At 50.3% G+C, this 21380-nt stretch carries 17 protein-coding genes; 3 read left to right on the top strand and 14 right to left on the bottom strand.

Features of this window, described 5'->3' with window-relative positions:
* Positions 1 to 51 precede the first annotated feature (51 nt).
* The 4 genes from H8B09_RS02165 to H8B09_RS02150 form a co-directional block, all read right to left on the bottom strand.
* On the bottom strand, positions 52 to 1395 hold the full coding sequence (locus H8B09_RS02165) for an aminotransferase-like domain-containing protein (protein ID WP_224753322.1): 1344 nt from the start codon (positions 1393 to 1395) through the stop codon (positions 52 to 54).
* A 90-nt stretch (positions 1396 to 1485) separates the two neighbouring features.
* The gene (locus tag H8B09_RS02160) at positions 1486 to 2814 is read right to left on the bottom strand and encodes an ABC transporter substrate-binding protein (protein ID WP_191201831.1); all 1329 of its coding nucleotides are present in this window, start codon (positions 2812 to 2814) and stop codon (positions 1486 to 1488) included.
* A gap of 145 nt (positions 2815 to 2959) precedes the next feature.
* Positions 2960 to 3799, bottom strand: coding sequence for a carbohydrate ABC transporter permease (locus H8B09_RS02155; RefSeq protein ID WP_191201830.1), 840 nt, complete (start codon positions 3797 to 3799; stop codon positions 2960 to 2962).
* Position 3800: 1 nt separating this feature from the next.
* Positions 3801 to 4682 (bottom strand): carbohydrate ABC transporter permease, encoded by an 882-nt coding sequence (locus H8B09_RS02150; protein ID WP_191201829.1) that lies wholly within the window; start codon positions 4680 to 4682, stop codon positions 3801 to 3803.
* Between the two features lie 187 nt (positions 4683 to 4869).
* Between H8B09_RS02150 and H8B09_RS02145 the strand changes: the two genes are divergently transcribed.
* Positions 4870 to 6690 (top strand): sensor histidine kinase, encoded by a 1821-nt coding sequence (locus tag H8B09_RS02145; protein ID WP_191201828.1) that lies wholly within the window; start codon positions 4870 to 4872, stop codon positions 6688 to 6690.
* Positions 6687 to 8318, top strand: a complete 1632-nt coding sequence (locus tag H8B09_RS02140; protein WP_191201827.1) for a helix-turn-helix domain-containing protein — start codon at positions 6687 to 6689, stop codon at positions 8316 to 8318. The genes H8B09_RS02145 and H8B09_RS02140 overlap by 4 nt, the downstream gene beginning before the upstream one ends.
* Positions 8319 to 8611: 293 nt before the next feature.
* On the opposite strand, the gene H8B09_RS02135 is transcribed toward H8B09_RS02140, so the two are convergent.
* On the bottom strand, positions 8612 to 8860 hold the full coding sequence (locus H8B09_RS02135; protein WP_191201826.1) for an AbrB/MazE/SpoVT family DNA-binding domain-containing protein: 249 nt from the start codon (positions 8858 to 8860) through the stop codon (positions 8612 to 8614).
* 147 nt (positions 8861 to 9007) lie between these two features.
* The gene (gene trmL, locus H8B09_RS02130; RefSeq protein ID WP_191201825.1) at positions 9008 to 9478 is read right to left on the bottom strand and encodes a tRNA (uridine(34)/cytosine(34)/5-carboxymethylaminomethyluridine(34)-2'-O)-methyltransferase TrmL; all 471 of its coding nucleotides are present in this window, start codon (positions 9476 to 9478) and stop codon (positions 9008 to 9010) included.
* 191 nt (positions 9479 to 9669) lie between these two features.
* On the opposite strand from trmL, the gene H8B09_RS02125 reads away from it, so the two are divergent.
* A complete protein-coding gene (locus H8B09_RS02125; protein WP_191201824.1) occupies positions 9670 to 10404 on the top strand; it encodes a response regulator transcription factor in 735 nt (244 codons plus the stop codon).
* A 201-nt stretch (positions 10405 to 10605) separates the two neighbouring features.
* Here H8B09_RS02125 and serC read toward each other — a convergent pair whose 3' ends face one another.
* The 8 genes from serC to H8B09_RS02085 all read right to left on the bottom strand — a co-directional run bounded on the left by serC (position 10606) and on the right by H8B09_RS02085 (position 21283).
* Positions 10606 to 11694 (bottom strand): 3-phosphoserine/phosphohydroxythreonine transaminase, encoded by a 1089-nt coding sequence (gene serC / locus H8B09_RS02120; RefSeq protein ID WP_191201823.1) that lies wholly within the window; start codon positions 11692 to 11694, stop codon positions 10606 to 10608.
* 926 nt (positions 11695 to 12620) lie between these two features.
* Complete coding sequence (gene glnA, locus H8B09_RS02115) at positions 12621 to 14045, bottom strand: type I glutamate--ammonia ligase (protein ID WP_191201822.1); 1425 nt, start codon at positions 14043 to 14045, stop codon at positions 12621 to 12623.
* 260 nt (positions 14046 to 14305) lie between these two features.
* On the bottom strand, positions 14306 to 15367 hold the full coding sequence (gene aroF, locus H8B09_RS02110; RefSeq protein ID WP_191201821.1) for a 3-deoxy-7-phosphoheptulonate synthase: 1062 nt from the start codon (positions 15365 to 15367) through the stop codon (positions 14306 to 14308).
* Between the two features lie 293 nt (positions 15368 to 15660).
* The gene (locus H8B09_RS02105) at positions 15661 to 16233 is read right to left on the bottom strand and encodes a DUF2062 domain-containing protein (RefSeq protein WP_191201820.1); all 573 of its coding nucleotides are present in this window, start codon (positions 16231 to 16233) and stop codon (positions 15661 to 15663) included.
* The gene (locus H8B09_RS02100) at positions 16233 to 17189 is read right to left on the bottom strand and encodes a 4-hydroxy-3-methylbut-2-enyl diphosphate reductase (protein ID WP_191201819.1); all 957 of its coding nucleotides are present in this window, start codon (positions 17187 to 17189) and stop codon (positions 16233 to 16235) included. Before H8B09_RS02100 ends, H8B09_RS02105 begins: the two co-directional genes overlap by 1 nt.
* Positions 17190 to 17219: 30 nt before the next feature.
* Positions 17220 to 18719: a sensor histidine kinase gene (locus H8B09_RS02095; protein WP_191201818.1), complete on the bottom strand. Its 1500-nt coding sequence runs from the start codon at positions 18717 to 18719 to the stop codon at positions 17220 to 17222.
* 4 nt (positions 18720 to 18723) lie between these two features.
* Positions 18724 to 19413, bottom strand: coding sequence for a response regulator transcription factor (locus H8B09_RS02090; protein WP_191201817.1), 690 nt, complete (start codon positions 19411 to 19413; stop codon positions 18724 to 18726).
* Positions 19414 to 19486: 73 nt separating this feature from the next.
* Positions 19487 to 21283, bottom strand: a complete 1797-nt coding sequence (locus tag H8B09_RS02085) for a S1C family serine protease (protein ID WP_224753206.1) — start codon at positions 21281 to 21283, stop codon at positions 19487 to 19489.
* Positions 21284 to 21380 lie beyond the last annotated feature (97 nt).

The raw sequence follows: 21380 nt of genomic DNA, 5'->3' as shown, positions 1-21380 counted from the left end.
ATCTTGTGTGTTCTCTCGAATGTTCACTCTCTCAAAGCCGTCGCTTGCCATTCAATCATCACTCCATCGCGCCATAAACCCACGAATCGCTTCAGCGATAATCGCCACTCCTTGTTCCATCTCCTCCATGCTGCAGCTTGTAAAATACAGCCGCACCGTGTTCCGCTGCGGCTCTTCTGCATAGAAGAGACTACCCGGCGCGATATCCATGCCCATCATCCGCGTCAACCGACTAAGCGCATCGCCGTCCAATCCGTCCGGCAGCCTCAACCAGAGCGATCTACCGCCTTCCGGCTCCGTCCATTTCACGCCTGCGAGCTGTTGAATGCGCAGCTGTCGCTGCATTGCGTACATTCGCTCCCGATATACGTCTGCAACACGCCTCATATGTGCATCGAGATCAATATTACGGAGCAGTTCAGCCAGCACCAGCTGGTCGAACACATCACTCCGTGCATCCCCTATCTCATCTGACTCATCCCTACTTACATCTTCCTCCCCAACTAATTCATTCTGGGCATTGGCTGCATCTCCACCTCCATCCTTTCCGTCCCCAACATCATCTGCTTCTCCACCATTATTCGTCCTAACCCTTGTCATCATCGACCGCTCTCCCGCAATCCATCCCACTCGCAGCGAAGGTGCGATCATATGCTCATAGCTGTTCACATACATCACGCCACCCGCTTCGCCTGCCAACTCATATAGCGTCGACAGATCAGCTGCATCCGTATGAAACTTCAATTCCCCGCATGTATCGTCCTCTACAATGACTACGCCATGCGCCCGGCATAACGCAAGCACTTCCTGCCGCCGATCCACGCTCCACACACGTCCCGTCGGGTCACCATATGTCGGCGCAGCATATAACAACCGCGGTTTCTTCGCAGCGGCACTTTCATTTTCACTTTCACTTTCCCTCTTACTCTCATCTTCACCTTGCACCACACCTACCAGCAACTTCTCCAGCTCTTCCGCCAGCGGTCCTTGTTCATCGCATTCCACCCCAATCACCTGCACCCCACACCGTGCCAACACCGACAGCCCGGCCAATCCTGTTGGCCGCTCAACTAACACCGTGTCCCCTGACTCGGTCAGCTCGCGAACCACCCAATCGAGCGATTGCTCCAATCCGCCGGTCAGCACAATCCCATCTCTAAACGCCGAAGTCATTCCCTGTCTCCGCATCCGCTCCGCAATCATCTCGCGCAGAGAGACCAAACTCTCCACAACTTCCTCTCCGAGCAACTCTCCTCGCAGGACACCTTCACCATACTTTGCATTCACACTCGCCTCAGCAGCCCGCAGCGCCTCCTTCGGAACGAGTTCCTCCGTTATCCCATCATTCGTAAATGGAATCATCTCTTCCGCTTCGCCCATCGAGAACCGATCCATCACACCCATCTCCCCTCCAACCTACACACTGAAAACGCCCCGTCACCGCATCATATGCGGCAACGGAGCGTCTTCAGCAATTCACCTTATTTATTTCTTCGCCAGATTGCTCCAGCTCTTATCCACTGCTTCGAAGAATGCCGCTTTGTCCAGCTTCTTCGCAATGTATGCCTGCATCGCGGAGCCAAGCTCTTGCGTCAGACCTTCAGGGTAGCGGAACCAGTTCCAGCTCTTCGTTTTGCCTTCTTTGCTGTAGGCAATAACGTCATTGGCAATGTCGCCGAGGATTGCAGGGTCTTTCACTTCAACCGATTTGAACGCAGGGATGAACTTGAACTCTTCAACCGTATACTTTTTGCCGATATCCGATGTTGCGAGCCAGTTCAGGAACTCCTTCGCTTCTGCTTTCACTTTCGAGTTGTTGTTGATTACCCAGTTGTTCGGAACGCCAACATACAGGTTGTCGTTCTTCGCTGCATCATCGCTAATAGGCATTGGCATGAGGCCCAAGTTCAGGTCCGGGTTTATGCCGTCGATTTGCACTTGCGTCCAGTTGCCTTGCTGCATCATCGCAGCTTTGCCGGAAGCGAACAGCGTCACTTGCGTGTTGTAGTCCGTCGTCAGCGGGTTCGGATTGCTGTACTCAAGCGTCAGATCCAACAAGTTCGTCCATTGGTCGAATACAGGGTTACCCGCAACTTTGCCCGTGCCTGCATTCATGGCATCCACGAAGCCCTTCGGATCATCTTGGTTCGCAACTGCAACGTTGAAGTTATGAATACCGAGAATCCACCATTCTTGATAGCCGTTAGCAAAAGGCGTAATGCCCGCATCTTTCAGCTTCTTCGCTGCATCCGCAAGTTCTGAGATCGTCTTCGGAACCGTCGTGATGCCCGCTTTGTTGAACAGATCTTTGTTATACACGAAGCCATAGCCTTCGAGATTCATTGGCATGCCGTAGATTTTGCCGTCCTTCGTCATCGGCTCTTTCGCAACGTCAAGCGCGTCGGATACCCAAGGCTGATCGGACAGATCTTCCAGATGGCTGAGCCACGTTTCCATTTCATTAAAGCCGCCGTTGTTGAAAATATCCGGTTCTTCGCCGGAAGCGAATTTCGCTTTAAGCGCCGCGCCATAGTCTGCACCGCCGCCAACCGTCTCGATATCGAGCTTGACGTTCGGATGCGTTTTCTCATATTCGCCTTTCAAACGATTAAGCGCTTCCGCAATTTCTACCTTGAATTGGAACATATGAATCGTAACCGGTTCGCTGCTAGCTTTGTTATCCGTCTCCGTCTGATTCGTTGTTGTGCCATTGCTTGTGTCTGTGCTCGTATCATTCTTCTTGGATGAATCGCCACATGCAGCCAAAGCACCAGCCAGTACGCAGGACATCAGGATAAGCGATGTTTTTCTCATAGAAAGAGCCTCCCTTTTTTTCTTCACAAATCCAAGAACGTTTGGTCTCACGTTTGTTCGAACATCCTCAGTATAGCGAACCGGTTTCCTCGGTCACACCGACCACATTGAACAAAAAGGTGGAATTTGTTGATATTTGATCCGACTATCCCTTAACCGAACCTGCTGTGATCCCTTCGATGATGTGCTTCTGCAGGAACAGGAAGAAGATCACAATCGGCAGTACGCCCATTACTAGACCCGCCAGCGCAAGATCCCACTGCTTCGTATATTGACCGAAGAAAGAGAAAGTCGAGAGCGGGATCGTCCGCAGTCCTGCACGGCTGAGCATCAGCTGCGGAAGCAGGAAGTCATTCCAGATCCATAGGCTGTTCAGGATAATGATGGTCATCGTCATTGGCTTGAGCAGCGGGAAGACGATACGCCAGAATACGCCGTACGGCGAGCATCCATCTACAACAGCAGCTTCTTCAATCTCCAGCGGGATCGATTTCACGAATCCATGATACAAGAAGATCGTCATGGACGAGCCGAAGCCGATATAGCATACCCAGATTCCAGGAATACTGTTCACAAGATGGAACCAGCTGCCGACTTTCATAAGCGGAATCATGATCGATTGGAACGGAATAACCATTGCTGCAACAAACACAGCGAACAGAATGCGGTTGTACAAGCTTGGCTTGCGAACCATCCGGTAAGCGGCCATGGAGCCGAACAGTGTCAGCCCAAGAATGCTGCTAACCGTAATGACGATCGAATTGCGGAACGCTCGAGGGAAATTCATCACATCGAACGCCTTCGAATAATTATGCCAGTTCAGCGCTTTCGGCAGCGCAGCCGCATCTAGCAATATATCGGCATAAGGCTTGACCGAATTGACGAGTAGAAAATAAAACGGAACCAAGAACACGAGCGCGAGCAGGATGGCTGCTCCCTCCAGCGTCCACGTACGTGCACGCAAGGTACGATTGATTGTCTTCATCTTAAGCCTGCACCTCCCGCTTCTTCGTCAGCTGGACTTGAACCGTCGTAATCGCAGCGACAATAAGGAAGAAGATGAGCGCTTTCGCTGTACCTAGTCCATAACGGTTGTTCTGGAATGCCTCTGCGTAGATGTTAAGAGCAACCGATTGCGTCGAATTGAAAGGTCCGCCTTTCGTGAGCGACAGGATGACGTCGAATGCTTTGAACGACCAGGAGAGCGATAAGAACAAACCAATCGTGATAGCAGGCATAACAAGCGGAAGCGTAATGTGACGCAATCTCGTCAGCGCATTCGCACCATCGATCGATGCCGCTTCATTCAGCTCCTTCGGCACGTTGATCATCGCCGCAATGTAGATGACCATCAGATAACCGGCACCGCTCCACATACTTACGATGACGATTGCCCAGAAGGAAGTCGATTCATCACCGAGCCACGGCAGATTAAACAGATGCCAGTTCGTTGCTGAACCGATTGCCGCAAACCCTTTGACGAAGATAAACTGCCAGATGAAGCCGAGCAGCAATCCCCCGATTACGTTCGGCAAGAAAAATATGGTCCGGAGCGCTCCACGCATCCGAAGCGGCTGCGTAAGCAGCAAAGCGAGCAGGAAAGCCAACACATTCGTTAACAGTACAGCCGCCGCCGTGAGCTTGGCCGTAAATAGGAATGAATGGCGGAACCCTTCATCGTGAAACGCAGCTTTGAAGTTGTCGAAGCCAACGAAGGACGCCGTGTCGGCAACACCATTCCAATCCGTAAAGGCATAATACATACCCAAGAAGAACGGAAGCAGCACTATAATTGCAAAAGCCGCTGTCGCAGGTCCCGTAAACACAAGCTGCTGCAGCCAGCTGGACAGCCACCATTTTCTAGTCATTGTCAATGTCCCCCTATCCCGTACTTTGTAAACTTAGTATAGGGAATGTGCAACAACGTGCACACCGACGACAATGACTTCAAAGGTGGAACATATTGATATCTGACTCCACCTTCACTATAATAGCCAATATTCCTACCGTTGTCCTAAAGTACGACACCAATTCGCTCAAGAGGGAGACTATTGAATGCGGTTACACGCTCTAAGACGCAGTCTGCGCGCCAAGCTTGTCATCTTCCTGCTGCTTGCTATCACCCTGCCGCTGACTGCTTCCATCATCATAACGAACATGCGAACATCGTCCATCGTAACCGAAGACAAGGTGAAAACCGCAGCGAATTTGTTGTATCAGGGCAAGACGAATCTCGAGCACTATATGACAACCGTGACGCAAGCATCGCTGCTCGTGTATAACGGAACGTCCGGCGGCGATACGCTGTATCGGATTCTCGAGCAAGGGCGCGAAGACTACTTGTCCGAGCAAGAAATTTACACGAGTCTTCAGAATATCGCCATCGCTGTAAAGGAAGTGCATCAAGTCTATCTACATGCGGCCAAGGCTGGGCGCGGTTACGTCATTGTCGGGGGCAACAAAAAGAAAATGGATCAGACGCAGCCCAGCAATGGAAACTTCCTGGAGCACGTGAGCGTCGCTCCCGTCTTCGAACCGACTCACAAGAGCGGTGATTATGGCATACTGCTGCCACCTTATTCGGTTAGCAAACGCGTCGTTTCGATCCATCGCAAAATCATTGCCATTCCGTCCGACGTGCAAATCGGAACATTATCCATTGATATTAATACATCCATTATCGACGCTATCTGTCAGCAGCTCTACGACAACGAGAAGGAGCAGCTGTACCTGCTCTCCAAGGACGGCACCGTTGTATACGGACCAACCTCCGCCGAAATCGGCTTAAGCTGGCAGGATACAGAAGGCAGAGCGCTGCTGCAGACGATCAAAGGCAGCGGCTCCTTGATATCCCGCAGCGATACGTTCCACGGTGTTTATGTGTACGATCAATTGGAGCTGAATGGACTCGATTGGACACTCGTCAAGCTTATTCCGAACTCGACGCTGCAAGCGGGTACACGTCAAGTCACGATGGTCAACACCGTCGTACTGACGATCTCCGCTATAATAGTAGCGATCGTTGCGGTGCTTATCTCCTTCTGGATTACATCGCCAATCCGCAAGCTGACCGAATATGCCAACCGTATTCAATCCGGCGAGCTCGACATCGACATTCGGCTCAATCGAACCGATGAGATTGGTGCACTCGCGCGTCGTTTCCGCCTGATGATGGAGACAATCAATAATCTCGTCCTGCGCGAATACCGGCTCGAGATCGCGAACAAGACCAACGAGCTGAAGGCGCTGCAGGCGCAGGTTCAGCCGCACTTCCTATATAATGCGCTGCAGATGATCGGAACCTCCGCGCTTCAGAGCGGTGCGCCTGGTGTGTACCAGCTCGTCATGCTGCTTGGCAAGCTGATGCGCTACTCCATGAGCGGCTCGAACAAGCCGGTCGCGTTGGCGCAAGAGATTGAACACACAACAGCCTATCTGGAGCTGCAGCAGCAGCGGTTCGGCGATAAGCTGCAATATGAGATCGATATGGCGCCAGAAACGGGGATGCTTCCCGTTCCACGCATGATTTTACAGCCGCTAGCAGAAAATGTGTTTAAGCACGCCTTCGATCCTGCGGGCGGCGTCATGCGGGTGACTGTTCAAACGAAACGCCGCGATGAGCAGCTGCTCATCAGCGTCGAGAATGATGGGCCTTCAATTCCAGCCAGTCGATTGGATGAGCTTCGCAGCCTAATCGATCAGCAATCGGAACGAAGCGATCAGGAGCATATCGGCTTGTCCAATGTGCTGTCGCGGCTGCGGCTTAATTGTGGGGAAGATGCTAGCATGACGCTCGATGGCGGTATGAACGGCGGACTTCGTGTCACGCTGCACGTGCCGATTGGGCAGGATTCAGATGAGGAGGCGCAGCTATGATCGTATTAATCGTTGATGATGAACAGCATGCACGTGAAGCTGCGAAGCTGCTCGTCCCTTGGGAGCAGCTCGGCGTAACCGAACTGCTCGAAGCAGAGAATGGCGCGGAAGCACAGCAGATTATTGCACGGAAGCATCCCGCCATTATTGTAACGGATATGCATATGCCGTTAACGGACGGTATGCAGCTTATCGAGTGGCTCGGCAGCAATGAGCCTGATGCCAAGCTTATCGTCATTAGCGGATATAACGACTTTAAGTATGTCCGCCATACACTGAAGCACGGCGGCATTGATTATTTGTTAAAGCCAATTGATCCCGCTCAGCTATTGACTGCCGTACATCGCGCCATTGAGATGCGGCAGCTGGAAGATCAGGAACGGCTCAAACAAATCGAACAAGGCATTGCAATGAATCAATACAAGCCGGTATATCGCGACTATCTCTTCGGCCAGCTTATCACGCCTCAGCATTGCGAGACGGAGCCGATCATAAGACAGCTAGTGGATCAGTTCTCGGGTATTGCCGACACTGACCAATGCCGCGCTGCGCTGTTCCCGCTTCAAGCTATTATGCATCGGCTGCTCCGCAGATTCGGCGGCGATAGGGATCTAGCCGTCTTCGCGCTTCAGAACGTTCTCAACGACTTTATTGTGAACGAATGGGGCATCGGCTGCGCATTCCGTTCCCCTACTGACCCGGAAGAGCTCATCGTGCTCTACTGGTTGCATGCCGGCGACGACCAAGCTTGTACAAAACGTACCGAGCAGTTGGTTGAGGCACTTCGCCGCACGTTTGATTTGCCTTTCTATGCTGGGTTAAGCCGTGTGGTGACATTCCCGCAAGAAACAGCAAGCGCCGTTGACTCCGCTCGCCGCGGCTGTCTAAACCGCAACCTGCTTGCGGAAGGACACCCTGCTGTCTGGCTAGACACCTCTACTGTCGCCAACCCTCAGGATACTTCTGTCCTGCCGGATCTGGCGGCGCTTGCCGAGCCTATCCGACTGGCGCTGCTAGGACGGGACGAGCCTTCCCTGCGCGCTGCATTGGAGCCCTGGTTCCAGGCTGCCAGCAAGCTTGTCTCCATATCGCCGATCCAAGTGGAGCGCTGGCAGAAGCAGTTGGACATCGCAGCACTCCGCTGGCAGCAGCGGGAGAGCGAAGAGCAAGGAAATCCGCTCGTTCAACCGTTCACGCTTCATTTCGTGTATGAAGACAACGGCGCATTGTCGCTGGAACGGACGAAGCAGCATTGGCTTGAACGATTGATTGAGCATGCCGAAGCAATGGCGCGGTTGCAACGTCAGGAACGTAGTGTCATCGCTGATATGATCGACTATATCGAACGGCATTTGCAGGAAGATCTGTCGCTGCAGCAGCTTGCCGCACGATTTTTTTTAAGCCGGGAATATGTATCCAGAAGGTTCCGTCAGGAAACCGGCGTAACCTTGTCTGAATATGTTGAGCGACACCGTATGGAGCATGCGACGAAGTTGCTGGCGAATCGCTCCTACAAAGTAGCGGACATCGCGGAGCTCGTCGGCTATACGGATGAGAAGTATTTTAGCAAAGTGTTCAAGAAGCATACTGGTTTATCGCCGCAGCAATATCGTAAATCCGATTCGTAACAAGTTGTTCACAATTATAATCGTTTTCTTTTGCCATTAGGTTGGTTATAATAAAAGCAATAATTGGAGGTGTGCGTGATGTCGATTAAATTCCTTATCGTACTCACTGTCATGGTGCTGTTCGTTGTAGCGATCCTGACAGCGTCTTACAATGACGATAAAACGAAAGGCTTGTAATCCGGCCTTCCGAATGCTTTCATAAGGTACCACACGCAAAAAAGCGGTGCAGAAGCTTAAGCTTCCTGCACCGCTTTTTTGCATTTCCCTATCCCCGAGTAACAACGTTCTCTTTTTTATCGGCGAAGCTGACTCATTTCTGTTGTGCATTCCGCACACAGGTAACGTTCTTTGAACTCACGTACTTCTTCCATGCTGCCGCAGAATACGCATCTTGGACGGTACCGCTCCAAAATGATATGGTCACCCTGCACCAAAATTTCGACAGGATCTCCCTCGTTCATAGAATACCGTTTACGCAGCGATTTAGGCAGTACAATACGGCCCAATTGGTCAACTTTCCGAACAACACCTGCCGGTTTCATGTTCACTCACCCCTAATGTCTTCATTCGCAACCAGCTTTGAGAAACCTATGCTTTATTAACTTTCGATGGTTTTCGAGCTTTTCCTTCCCACATCCGTTATTTCTTAAAATCATGCAATAATTATTATAATCTAGCGCTTTCGAAACCTATTTATCGAACAATCCCGGAAAATCATTTTGCCGGAGCGCTTCATACACGACGATCGCAGCCGAGTTCGCCAGATTGAGCGAACGCACTTTATCTGTCATCGGCATCCGAATAAGCGTATCGGGATGATCGTCGAGCAGCTGCTGCGGAAGACCTTTCGTTTCTTTACCGAAAACAAACAAATCGCCGTCTTTATATTCGAAGTCGCTGTAACGGTGTGTTGCCCGTGTGCTCGCCATAAAGAAACGATGTCCTTGGAACCGTTCCTTCACTTCTTCGAAGCTGTCGTAATACGTCAAATTTACAGCATACCAATAATCCAGGCCTGCGCGCTTCAGTGTCGCGTCGTCTGTACGGAAGCCAAGCGGACGGACCAAATGCAGATGCGTGCCCGTAGCGGCGCATGTTCTTGCGATATTGCCCGTATTTGCCGGAATCTCCGGCTCAACTAATACGATATGAAATGGCATTGGAAGGTTGTCCCCTTTCACTATTCGTTTACAATTTCCGAGTAACATTTTTACATACGGTTTACGTTACCATAATGCTGCGCGTACGGTACTGCTTCATAATGAAGCAACATAACCGATCATTTCACCGACTTTTTCATTAACGAATGAACTGAAATCCAATATAACAGTAAGCGAAGGAGCCTACGCCGATGACCAAGAAGAAAATATTGATCGTCGATGACGAACCATCCATCTCGATGCTTATCGAGTTCAATCTGAAGCTGGCGGGATATGAAGTACGCTGCGTTCACGACGGAGAAGCGGTATTCGAACTGCTCAAGCCATTCCGTCCTGACCTTATTGTACTCGATCTGATGCTGCCGAAGATGGACGGCATTCAAGTATGCCGCGAGCTTCGTCGTCAGAATAACGCAGTTCCCATCATTATGCTCACTGCGCTGCAGGATGTTACGGACAAAATCGCAGGCCTCGATAATGGTGCCGATGATTACATGACCAAGCCGTTCAGCCCACAGGAGCTGATCTCACGCATTCAAGCGATCTTTCGTCGCACGCAGTCACTCCCTGGCGCAGGCGAGCCTGTTACCTACGAATACGGCCGGCTGACCGTACTTCCCGAGCAGCGTGAAGTACGCATCGACGGCAAGCCGATCGAACTGACGCCCAAAGAATTCGAACTGCTGCTGTTCCTGTGCCGTCACCGCGGCAAAGTGCTCAGCCGCCAGCAGCTGCTGCACGGCGTATGGGATTATCATTTCCTCGGCGATACGCGTATCGTCGACGTACATGTCAGCCATCTGCGCGACAAAATCGAGCGTAATGCCCGCAGCCCGGAATACATCATTACGATCCGTAATGTCGGTTACAAGCTGACAGGGCCGCAATCGGTAGAGCCGGCTTCGCCATCGCAAGCGACTGTATAGACGATGCATGACAGAAGACCGCCCTTTTCTCCTGGTTGGGAGAAAAGGGCGGTTATTGTCGTTATGAGAAAACCTCTATCGAAGCCACTCGAAGATGAGCGACCGCGCTCATAGGTAGGTTTTATCGCCAATAGGAAAGTTCTCTCACTTTAATGCTTAGTTATAGATTGCTTTCCTATGTGGAGAGTGAAGCTTGTCGGCTTAGCCGTGGCGCTTCTGGAATTCAGCCATAAATTGCACAAGTGCTTGGCAGCTTTCGAGTGGAACCGCGTTGTATGTCGAAGCGCGGAGTCCTCCTACGCTGCGGTGGCCTTTGAGACCAACGAAGCCTTCTGCTTCCGATTCCTTGGCGAACAGCTTCTCGAGCTCTTCGGATTGGAGACGGAACGTGAGGTTCATGATCGAACGGCTCTCGGGTTGTGCAAAACCACGGTAAAAGCCGCCGCTGTTGTCGATCGCGTTATAGATAAGGTTCGTTTTGTTGCGGTTGTACTGCTCCATCGCAGCAACTCCGCCTCTTTCTTTCAGCCATTTCAGTACAAGACTAACCATGTATACGGAGAACGATGGCGGCGTGTTGTACAGCGAATCATTCTTCGCATGCGTATCGTAGCGCAGCATCGTTGGAATTGTTTTAGGGCTGTCTTGCGCAAGGTCTTCGCGGAGAATAACGATCGTTACGCCCGATGGACCAAGGTTTTTCTGAGCGCCTGCGTAAATCATACCGAATTTCGACACGTCAACCGGACGACACAGGATGTCACTCGACATATCCGCGATCAATGGAACGTTGCCCGAATCAGGGTACGATTGATATTGCGTACCTTCGATTGTTTCGTTCGACGTAACGTGCAGGTAAGCTGCGTTCTCAGGCAGTACGATCGAGGATACGTCTGGAATGCGGTTGAATTTGTCCGCTTCCGATGATGCAACGATTGCCGTCTCACCGAACAGCTTCGCTTCTTTATATGCTTTCTCAGCCCAGCTGCCCGTCGCCACATAAGCGCCTGTCGTGCCTGGACGAAGGAAGTTCATTGGAATGGAAGCGAATTGCGTGCTTGCTCCACCTTGAAGCAGCAGCACTTTGTAATTGTTCGGAATATTGAACAATTTGCGAAGCAGCGATTGCGCCTCATTGTTCACTTGCTCGTACAGCGCGCCGCGGTGTGACATCTCCATAATGGACATGCCTGCTCCATGGTAATCTACGAATTGCTCCTGCGCCTGCTGCAGTACCTCAAGCGGCAGTGCTGCTGGTCCAGCGTTAAAGTTAAATGCGCGTTTCGTCACCGTACACACTCCTGTCATCATTTTCAGAAATGAAAGCCTCTCCCCTTGTTTCTTGCCGAGATGAAGCATGTCCGTTTCCGTTCGGATATGGTTATGATAGCAAGTTTAAGCCCACGCATCAAGTGTCTAAAAGTCGAACAAACTATATTATTTCAGAAAAAATATTCGTGTTTTGAGTTTCTACCCGCCTAAATCCTCCCTCAAGGGAGGACTTTCAGGGGCTCCGCCCCTATGACCCCGAATCCTTGCTTATTAATTAATTTTTTCAACACTTTCTACATTTCTTATAAACGCATTTAAAACCAATTTTTCTACCCACCTAAATCCTCCCTGCTAGGGAGGACCCCCGGGGTTTCCAACCCCGGGACCCCGGAATGGGGCGTTGGGGCTACTGAATAGTCAGTAAGTTTCTCCGTGCTAAGAGCCGCGTGACCCTCTGGGTCACAACTTTTGTTCGAGCGGGACTAAGGCGGAACTTCGGCGCGTGTTAGGTTTATATGCTTGGAGCCGAACGACCGGTCACAACTCTTGTTCGAACATAAGATACTGCGTGCTTAGAGACATGTCTCCTAATGTGGCCTGTCGGTTGCAAGGAATCCGCACATCGCTATTTGTGTTTGGTTCACCTGATTTACTTTTAACGAATCAGAGAAACTTTATTTGCTGCGAATTTACTGATTGCGCTCCAAAATGCTGCCAATAGCACTTCTTAGGTTCGTTAGCATCAGAAGTTGAGCTAAACTCCGTAAATAGCGATTCGTCAGTTCGTTACACTGTGGTTAGCACTCGCACTACACCACACTACGCCTTGTCGCAGCCGAACCAACCGTTACGAAAAACCGTCAACCGTTTGGCGGCGGTACCAGTGCGACAAAAAAAGCGGACCCCGAAGGGTCCGCTTGGAATAACGTATGATTGCGTTAAGATTAGCAGCCGAAATACAGTTCGTACTCGTGTGGGTGAATGCGTACCGCTACTGCTTGAGCTTCTTTGCGTTTAACCGCTACATAGTTGTCGATGAAATCTTTCGTGAAGACATCGCCTTCCGTCAAGAACTCATAGTCTGCCTCGAGAGCGTTGAGCGCTTCGTCGAGCGTACCTGGAACGCTGCGGATTTCACGTTTCTCTTCATCCGACAGGTGGTAGATGTTTGTATCGAAAGGACCATAGCCAAGAGCGACTGGATCGATTTTGCGTTTGATACCGTCGAGACCTGCGAGCAGCATTGCTGCGAAGCAGAGGTATGGGTTAGCCGTGGAGTCCGGCGTACGGAACTCGATGCGGCAGCCTTTTGGCGTAACAGCAGCGATTGGAATACGAACTGCTGCGGAACGGTTACCTTTGGAGAATACAAGGTTAACTGGTGCTTCATAGCCTGGAACCAGACGTTTGAACGAGTTCGTCGAAGGGTTCGTCAGCGCGATCAGTGCTGGTGCATGGTGCAAGATACCGCCCATGTAGTGCATAGCGAGCGGGCTCAAGTTAGCATAAGCACCTTTCTCGTAGAACAGCGGGGAATCGCCATTGAAAATCGACATATGCACATGCATACCGCTGCCATTGTCGCCGAAGAGCGGTTTAGGCATGAACGTTGCTACTTTGCCGTATTGGTTAGCTACGTTGTGAACGATATATTTATATTTCAAGAGGTTATCAGCCGTTTTCGTCAGCGTATCGAAGCGGAAGTTGATCTCGCCTGCGCCAGCCGTGGATACTTCGTGGTGATGACGTTCTACACGAAGGCCCGACTCTTGCATAACTTTAACCATCTCGCTGCGAATGTCTTGTTGGGAGTCAACCGGTTGTACAGGCACATAACCGCCCTTAACAGGTACTTTGAAGCCCAGGTTGCCGCCTTCTTCTTTACGTCCCGTGTTCCAAGCTGCTTCTTCCGAATCAACTTCGAAGTACGATTTGTTCATGCCGCTCTCGTAACGAACATCGTCGAAGATGAAGAACTCGGACTCAGGTGCGAAGAATGCCGTCGTGCCGATTCCTGTCGTTTGAAGGTACTCTTCTGCTTTCTGTGCGATCGAACGCGGGTCGCGGTCGTAACGCTCGCCTTCCGGCGTATGGATGTTGCTCATAATGATCAGTGTAGGGTGAGCAGTGAACGGATCGATGTAGGCCGTTTCAGTGTCAGGAATCATTACCATATCCGAACTTTCAATACCACGGAAACCAGTGATAGAGGAGCCGTCAAATGCTACACCATTTACAAAAGTCTCAGCTTCTACCTCAGTCGACGGCAGCGTAATGTGGTGAGCGCGGCCTGCAAGGTCAACAAAGCGGAAGTCTACGAACTGGATGTTGTTTTCTTTAATCGTGTTCAATACGTTTTGAACTGACATGATAAAATCCTCCCATTTCCGAACATTAAAGTTGGTCTAATCTGTAATCGTTCAAGTTTTCTTGAGTTCCATGTGGTTATTATAAGACCGCCAGATTTACATGGTCAATAGTTATGTCAGGTATTTTTTGCACTTATGTTAGGTTTGCTCACAAGTTTTTACGAAAGTTCACACGTACGCCACGATTCTTGCTTAACAAAAAACCACGAACCCCTTGTCTTATAAGGGTTTCGCGGTTCTTGGCGCATGCGCCTTCGGTATTATTTGGTCCATGTAGCAAATGCTTCTGCAGGCTCTTTCTGAGTATCAAAACGCTTGCCTACGATAGGCGCGAGCTTCTCTAGATCCTTCAGAAGGTTTGCGAATTGATCCGGAAATAGCGATTGCACGCCGTCTCCCGTCATCGAATTGTCTGGATCTGTATGCATTTCAACAATAAGGCCGTTTGCACCAGCTGCTACCGAAGCTTTCGACATCGGCTCGACTAGCTCTCTGCGTCCTGTACCATGACTTGGGTCCGAGATTACCGGCAGATGGCTAAGCGACTGCAATACTGGAATAGCTGACAAGTCTAACGTATTGCGTGTGTACGTCTCGAATGTTCGGATTCCACGTTCGCACAACATAACGTTCGGATTGCCGCCAGCGAGAATGTACTCTGCTGCATTGAGGAATTCATCGTACGTTGCACTGAAGCCGCGTTTCAGTAGAACAGGCTTGTTCGTCGTACCTAATTTGCGAAGCAGATCGAAGTTCTGCATGTTACGCGTACCAACCTGCAGGATATCTGCGTATTCCGCGCATACATCTACGTATTCCGGCGTCATGACTTCTGTAATCGTCAGCAGACCATGTTTCTTGCCTGCCTCTGCCATCATAATAAGTCCTTCAACGCCAATGCCTTGGAAGCTGTATGGTCCTGTGCGAGGCTTGAAAGCACCACCGCGAAGCACTTGGGCGCCTGCCGTCTTCACCAGACGAGCGATCTCGTCGATCTGCTGCGGCGATTCGACTGCGCAAGGACCACCCATAATAACGAGATTGTCTCCGCCGATCTTCACGCCTTTAATATCAATGACCGTATCTTCTGGATGGAACTCGCGGCTTGCGAGCTTGTAAGACTTCGAAATCTTGATGACGTTGTCGACGTCTTTCATCTGACGCAGATGCTCGCCAAGAGTTGGCTCTGCTTTACCGATAATGCCGATGACTGTACGATCCGTTCCGCGTGATACATGAGCTTGAACACCTGTTTTCTCAATCACTTGAACCAACTCCTGAATTCGTTCTTCTGTAATGCTCGATTTCGTAATGACGATCATGATTCATCTCTCCCTTATATTTAATAGCCTGCGGGACAGGCGTTTTCACACTGCAACGCTTTTTAGCTTTTATGCTTTTATGCTTTTTAGCTTTTACGCTTTTAACCGCTAAAGTGAATATACAGCACTCTCCCGCTTTCCGTCAACCCTATCTTATGAAATTAATATTAATACACCTTTTGAACTAGGCTTTGGAAATTGTTTCTACAACTACCGTTATGTCAAGGATACTGCCATCATTAAACAACAAAAAAGCTGCAACCAAATGCGAACATTGGTTGCAGCCTCGGAGCTTATTGTTCGGTAACTGATTTAGAAGGCGGTGATTCGCCGCCCCGCTTCAGCTTCCGTTTCTTGCGTCTGCGCTCCGTGAAGAAAGCCAAGGTGTATTTCACTGGGAAGTAGAACAGAATACCGAGCAAGATCCCGTTAATTGATCCACCTACGATCAACTTCAGGTTGATCGTAATGAACTTATTGATGAAATGCGGCAGGAACGGAATATGGACTCTTAGATGATCTGGCAGAATCCAGCTGCCGATCATACCGCTGATGAAAGCTATCGGAATAAAGATGATCTTACCAACGACGAACCCAACCAGCGCTCCTGCCATACTCGCACGCAGCAGATAGACGATCGGAAACATCAAGAAGAACGCAAGACCAAACGTCGGCAGCGTAATCATCTCAATTGCAATCCCAATCGAGAATCCGAGCGCGACGATGGACGACCCGCCTGGCGCGCGCATCAGCTTAATAAAGTTATGGCGGATCCATCGTTTCAAATGCAGCGGCTTGCGTGCGCGCTTACCCCGGTCGGCTTCAACGGTTCCAGACTTTTGCACACGGCGATTCGCGGCGCTCATTAGGCACCTGCCGATTTAGTACGGATCGTTGGAAGCAGCTTGTTCATGTTGATTGTGCGCTGCTTCTCCCAAGTTGAAGGATCGTTGTTGTCGAATTGTTCAATAAACGCAATAACTTCCTTCGTGATCGGAGTCGGCGTTGAAGCGCCGGACGTAACGGCTACACGTTCTAAGCCCTTGAGCCACTCAACATCCAGTTCACCCAAATCCGCAATGCGATACGCTTTGACACCTGCGATTTCTTCCGACACTTGTGCCAGACGGTTCGAGTTGTTGCTTCGCGGATCACCTACTACAATAACGAGCTGCGCTTGGTTCGCTTGCCCTGCCACCGCCTCTTGACGCACTTGCGTTGCAAGACAAATCTCGTTATGCACTTCAGCCTGCGGGAATTTCTCCTGCAGCTTCGCAATAATCGTACGGATATCCCATTGCGACATCGTTGTTTGGTTCGTAATAAGCAGACGTTTATCATTCGTGAAGTTCAGCTTCTCAATGTCAGCTTCCTTCTCGATCAAATAAACATGCTCCGGCGCAATACCAATTGCACCTTCAGGTTCCGGATGCCCGTTCTTACCAATATAAATAATTTCGAAACCTTCCGCTGTCTTCGTCCGGATAAGGTCATGCGTCTTCGTTACATCAGGGCAGGTTGCATCAACAACTGTCAGCCCTTTCTCGGCAGCACGCTTTCTTACTTCAGGCGAAACGCCATGTGCTGTGAAAATAACCGTTCCTTGCTCGATCTGATCGAGAATCTCTAGACGATTCGGACCGTCGAGCGTAATAACGCCCTCTTGCTTGAATGCTTCCGTGACATGTGCATTATGAACAATCATTCCTAATATGTGAATAGGTTTCGGAAGATTCTCATTTTTGGCGGTTTGCAACGCAAGCACCATTGCATCAACGACGCCATAGCAGTACCCTCGGGGTGATATTTTGACTACTTCCATACTCAAGCACCTGCTTTCTGCCGAAACCCGCTAGATTGGTCGGCGATCCATTCCCTCCATTATAACCGAATCAGCGTGTCGAGAAAAGGCGACCGGTAACCAGACCGTAAAGGTGCTTCCTTCCCCTTCGCGGGTCATCACTTCGACGAAGCCGTTGTGCTCATCAATAATCCATTTGGCGATCGACAATCCAAGCCCGGTTCCCGCTGTTTTGCCCCGCGAGATGTCTGCCCGATAGAACCGCTCGAATATTTTCGGTACCTCTTCGCGATTCATGCCTATGCCTGTATCACGAATCATAATGCCTGCTCGATCCTCGCGACATACAGCACTTACTTCGACGGTACCGCTTGGTGTGTATTTGAATGCATTCTCGATAAAAATAAACAGCAGCTGGCGCAAATAGTCCGCACTGCCGTATACCTGTACCCCTTCGAGAATTGCAAAATCATTAACAATCCATTCCGCTTTCCGTGGCAAATGCTGCGCTCGCCGGCACACATCCTCCACGATCGGCAGCAGGTCGAGATTGGATTTATCCATCACAATGCCTGCGTCCGCTCGCGCCAGCGACAGCAAATCGTTAACGAGCCGGCTCATGCGAGTCGCCTCTTCGGAAATATCGCGCATCGCTTCGCGGGACATCTCTTCGCGCGCAGCTTCTACCTCGCTAAGCACAGCCGAAGGATTGTCGCCATCCAGAGCAGGACGCCACATCCGCTCCAGCAGTTCAATGTTGCCGCGAATCGTCGTGAGCGGCGTGCGAAGCTCATGCGAGGCATCCGATACGAAGCGGCGCTGCGAATGGTAGGCATCGTCCAGCTCATTGTATGCTGTCTCCAACCGCTCAAGCATCCCGTTGAGCGTGTCGGTCAATTTTCCGATTTCGTCATTCGGCGTTTCTCTCGGAATACGGTAACTTAGGTCAGAACCCGTTGCGATTTTGCGTGAAGCCTGAATGACATTCTCGATTGGCCGCAATGCCTTACGCGCAAGGAATAGACCGGTGGTGAATGCAATTAGCACCGCCGCAAGGGAAGCAATGATCAATATTGTACGCAGATCATACAAATAGTCTGCCTGGCTGCCTGTGAATGCACCAATCTGAACGACCCATACATTGTTATCCCGATCGAGAAGCGCAAGTTCACAAAGCATGAAAGGATAACCTTTTACCGTTACATTGCGATACACCGGTTGCTTCTTATCCACCTTGTCCGGCAATGGAAAACTCAGTTGTCTTACAGTCATGTTTGTCGTTTTGTCAAAGACAAAGCCTGCCGTCTTATTAACTACTTGTACATATAATTCGCTCTGAATAGAGGTATTTGTTAATGCATTTAAATAGATTTGTCCATCCCAACCGCCTCTACTTTCGGCTATCAGCTGTTTGTATCCATCCTCTAACCAATTCTTAACTTCGCCGTACGAATTCATATAAGTAAAGAAGTAAATGGCGCCGCCAAGCAGGATGAGCGTCACCGTAAGCAGCCCGGAATACCACAGCGTTAATCGAAGCCGAATCGACATGTTGTTAGCCGCCTTCCCCTCGGAGCACATAGCCCGTACCACGAACGGTCTGTATAATCCGTTTCTCCGATCCAACCTCCGTCTTCTGCCGCAGCATGGCAATATAGACCTCTAGTACGTTGGATTCTCCGCTGTAGTCGTAACCCCAGATCTTGTCCATAATCGAATCTCTTGTCAGTACACGCCGCGGGTTCTGCATGAACAGATGGAGCAGATCGAATTCCTTCGCAGTCAATTCAATTCGTCTGCCTGCCCGGAGCGCCTCCCGCGAATCGAGATCAAGCGTCAAATCTTCGAATTGAAGACGATTATCCGACTCCTGCTTGTCCGGTTTACGACGAAGCAGCGCACGAACGCGCGCGAGCAGCTCCTCGAGCGCGAACGGTTTAATGAGGTAATCGTCAGCGCCCAGATCAAGTCCTTTGACCCGATCTTGAATGTCGTCCTTCGCTGTAAGCATCAGTACGGGCACATTGCTTCCCGCTTCACGGACGCGTCGGCACACTTCCCAGCCGTCCATGATCGGCATCATAACGTCCAGAATGAGCAGGTCAGGATCGTCCTGCTGCAGCAGCTTCAAACCGCTCTGTCCGTCGTTCGCAATATGTACCTCATAACCTTCGAACGCTAGACTGCGGCGAAGCAGCGACGTTATTTTCTCATCATCGTCTACGACAAATATCCGTTGTCTCATCCTATCCAGCCCCCATTACAGAAGAAAAACGCAGGCGGTTATTCGCCGGCCTGCGTTCATCTCTTATGATTGATTATGGTTGTTGTTGTTGTTGTTGTTGTTGTTGTTGTTGTTGCAAATCGGTCGAGTTTTTGTCGCCAATCTTAATCGTCAGGTCAATCGACTTGCCGTCACGGATGACGTTCAGTACCACATTATCGCCAACCTTATGACCTTGTATCGCCTCGACGAGCTTATCTGATGTAGCTATTTTCTTGCCGTCGACGCCTGTAATGACGTCATATTGACGAACATCCGCAGAATAAGCTGGCGATTTATAGTATACACCAGTTACGAGCACGCCGTCAGTGGAATTGAGACCAAGCTGCTTCGCATATTGCTGGTTCAGATTCTCAAGCGTTACGCCGATGTACGGCACTGGCGCTTTCGGAATCTCTTGATTGTTCTTCAGGCTGTCGAGCACTTCTTTGATCGTACTTGTCGGAATCGCAAAGCCGATGCCTTGCGCCTGCGAGCTTACTGCCGTATTAATGCCGACAACCTCACCCTGCAGGTTCAGCAGCGGACCGCCGGAGTTGCCTGGGTTGATGGAAGCATCCGTCTGCAGCAAGTGTTTGTATTCACGGGTACCATTCTCGTCCGGAATGTCGATCGGACGCTCTTTGGCGCTTAATACGCCAATCGTTACCGTGTGATCGAAACCGTATGGGTTGCCGATTGCAACAACCCAATCCCCGATGTTAATGCTGTCCGAGCTGCCGAGCGCAAGCGTCGGGAATGCTTTCGTTCCTTCTACCTTCAGGACTGCCAAGTCGAGATCATAGCTTGAGCCAAGCAGTTTTGCCTTAAATGGCTTATCGTAGCCTTGAACCGTTACTTCGATTTCATCCGAGTCCGCAACGACGTGCTGATTCGTCAGAATATAACCGCTCTCATCGAAGAAGAAGCCCGTACCGATACCCGCTGGCGTCAATTGCTGTTGCGTGCTATTGTCCTGTTTGCCGTTACCCTGACCATTCGAGTCATCCCCGAAGAACTGGCGGAAGAAAGGATCATCGAAAATTCCGCTGCTCGAGCTAGACCGTTGCTGTTGCTTTACGTACGTCTCGATTTTAACTACTGCCGGACTTGCTTGCTCGAAGATTTTCGCAATATTATTTGGTCTTACAACATCCGCCGCATTCGACACGCCGCCATTATTGTCAGCATTAGCCGAAGCTGTAATAGCGTTGTTCGAACCGCTTCCGCCGCTCAGTGCGGAGGAGCCGTTCTTCGTAAACCAGTTATTCGTATCCGCTGCATACATGAGAGCACCGATTGTTATGACCCCTGCTAGATATGCGGCGAACATGCTTCTCCATCTGCTGCGGCGTTTCTCTTTCATTTGCCAGCCGCTGCGAACTTGCGCTGCAGCAGACACAGGTGCAAGACGAAGATGTTGAGGCTGTTCAATCTCTGCATATTCGACTTGGTCATCAACTGGCTGAGATTCTTCGAATCTTTCTCCATCTTGCTGCGAATTCGAAGCTTGATAGTCTGTGTTCACCGTACGCTCTTCGCCGCGCTCACCTTCTTCAGGCTGCTGGCGGAAGCTGTTGTAACGTCCGTCATGACCGCCTGGCTTGTAAGGACCATAGGAATAATAGTACGTTGATTTATTGGAATTCGGATCGCCGCTCGCGCCGCCATCCTGGTCATATTCGCGTTCATGCTGATCGTTTGTCGAATAGTGGTCGTCGGCCAGCGCGTCGCTGCCCTTGTTACCTTCTGGTTTGTCTTCAAAAAACTCGTCAAAAGGATTTTTTTTGTTCTGATCGTCCACTTTGCTTCCCCTCCACATCTTTAACTGCCGTTTCGATAGTTCTATCATGCACATTCTACCTTAAAACAAACTTAAAAAGAATTAAAACGATCATGAAATACTAACGATAAATGAGAAAAAACCTCTTTCAACAGCATATTTCTAG

The organism is Paenibacillus terricola, assembly GCF_014779765.1.
GTDB classification, from domain to species: domain Bacteria; phylum Bacillota; class Bacilli; order Paenibacillales; family Paenibacillaceae; genus Paenibacillus_T; species Paenibacillus_T terricola.
Note: the sequence above shows the minus strand (reverse complement) of the source record. Positions and strands in the feature narration are given on the sequence as shown.

Coding starts and splice junctions, on each gene's coding strand:
- H8B09_RS02165 (WP_224753322.1), bottom strand. CDS start 1,395: ATGGATCGGTTCTCGATGGGCGAAGCGGAAGAGATGATTCCATTTACG.
- H8B09_RS02160 (WP_191201831.1), bottom strand. CDS start 2,814: ATGAGAAAAACATCGCTTATCCTGATGTCCTGCGTACTGGCTGGTGCT.
- H8B09_RS02155 (WP_191201830.1), bottom strand. CDS start 3,799: ATGAAGACAATCAATCGTACCTTGCGTGCACGTACGTGGACGCTGGAG.
- H8B09_RS02150 (WP_191201829.1), bottom strand. CDS start 4,682: ATGACTAGAAAATGGTGGCTGTCCAGCTGGCTGCAGCAGCTTGTGTTT.
- H8B09_RS02145 (WP_191201828.1), top strand. CDS start 4,870: ATGCGGTTACACGCTCTAAGACGCAGTCTGCGCGCCAAGCTTGTCATC.
- H8B09_RS02140 (WP_191201827.1), top strand. CDS start 6,687: ATGATCGTATTAATCGTTGATGATGAACAGCATGCACGTGAAGCTGCG.
- H8B09_RS02135 (WP_191201826.1), bottom strand. CDS start 8,860: ATGAAACCGGCAGGTGTTGTTCGGAAAGTTGACCAATTGGGCCGTATT.
- trmL (WP_191201825.1), bottom strand. CDS start 9,478: ATGCCATTTCATATCGTATTAGTTGAGCCGGAGATTCCGGCAAATACG.
- H8B09_RS02125 (WP_191201824.1), top strand. CDS start 9,670: ATGACCAAGAAGAAAATATTGATCGTCGATGACGAACCATCCATCTCG.
- glnA (WP_191201822.1), bottom strand. CDS start 14,045: ATGTCAGTTCAAAACGTATTGAACACGATTAAAGAAAACAACATCCAG.
- aroF (WP_191201821.1), bottom strand. CDS start 15,367: ATGATCGTCATTACGAAATCGAGCATTACAGAAGAACGAATTCAGGAG.
- H8B09_RS02105 (WP_191201820.1), bottom strand. CDS start 16,233: ATGAGCGCCGCGAATCGCCGTGTGCAAAAGTCTGGAACCGTTGAAGCC.
- H8B09_RS02100 (WP_191201819.1), bottom strand. CDS start 17,189: ATGGAAGTAGTCAAAATATCACCCCGAGGGTACTGCTATGGCGTCGTT.
- H8B09_RS02095 (WP_191201818.1), bottom strand. CDS start 18,719: ATGTCGATTCGGCTTCGATTAACGCTGTGGTATTCCGGGCTGCTTACG.
- H8B09_RS02090 (WP_191201817.1), bottom strand. CDS start 19,413: ATGAGACAACGGATATTTGTCGTAGACGATGATGAGAAAATAACGTCG.
- H8B09_RS02085 (WP_224753206.1), bottom strand. CDS start 21,283: ATGATAGAACTATCGAAACGGCAGTTAAAGATGTGGAGGGGAAGCAAA.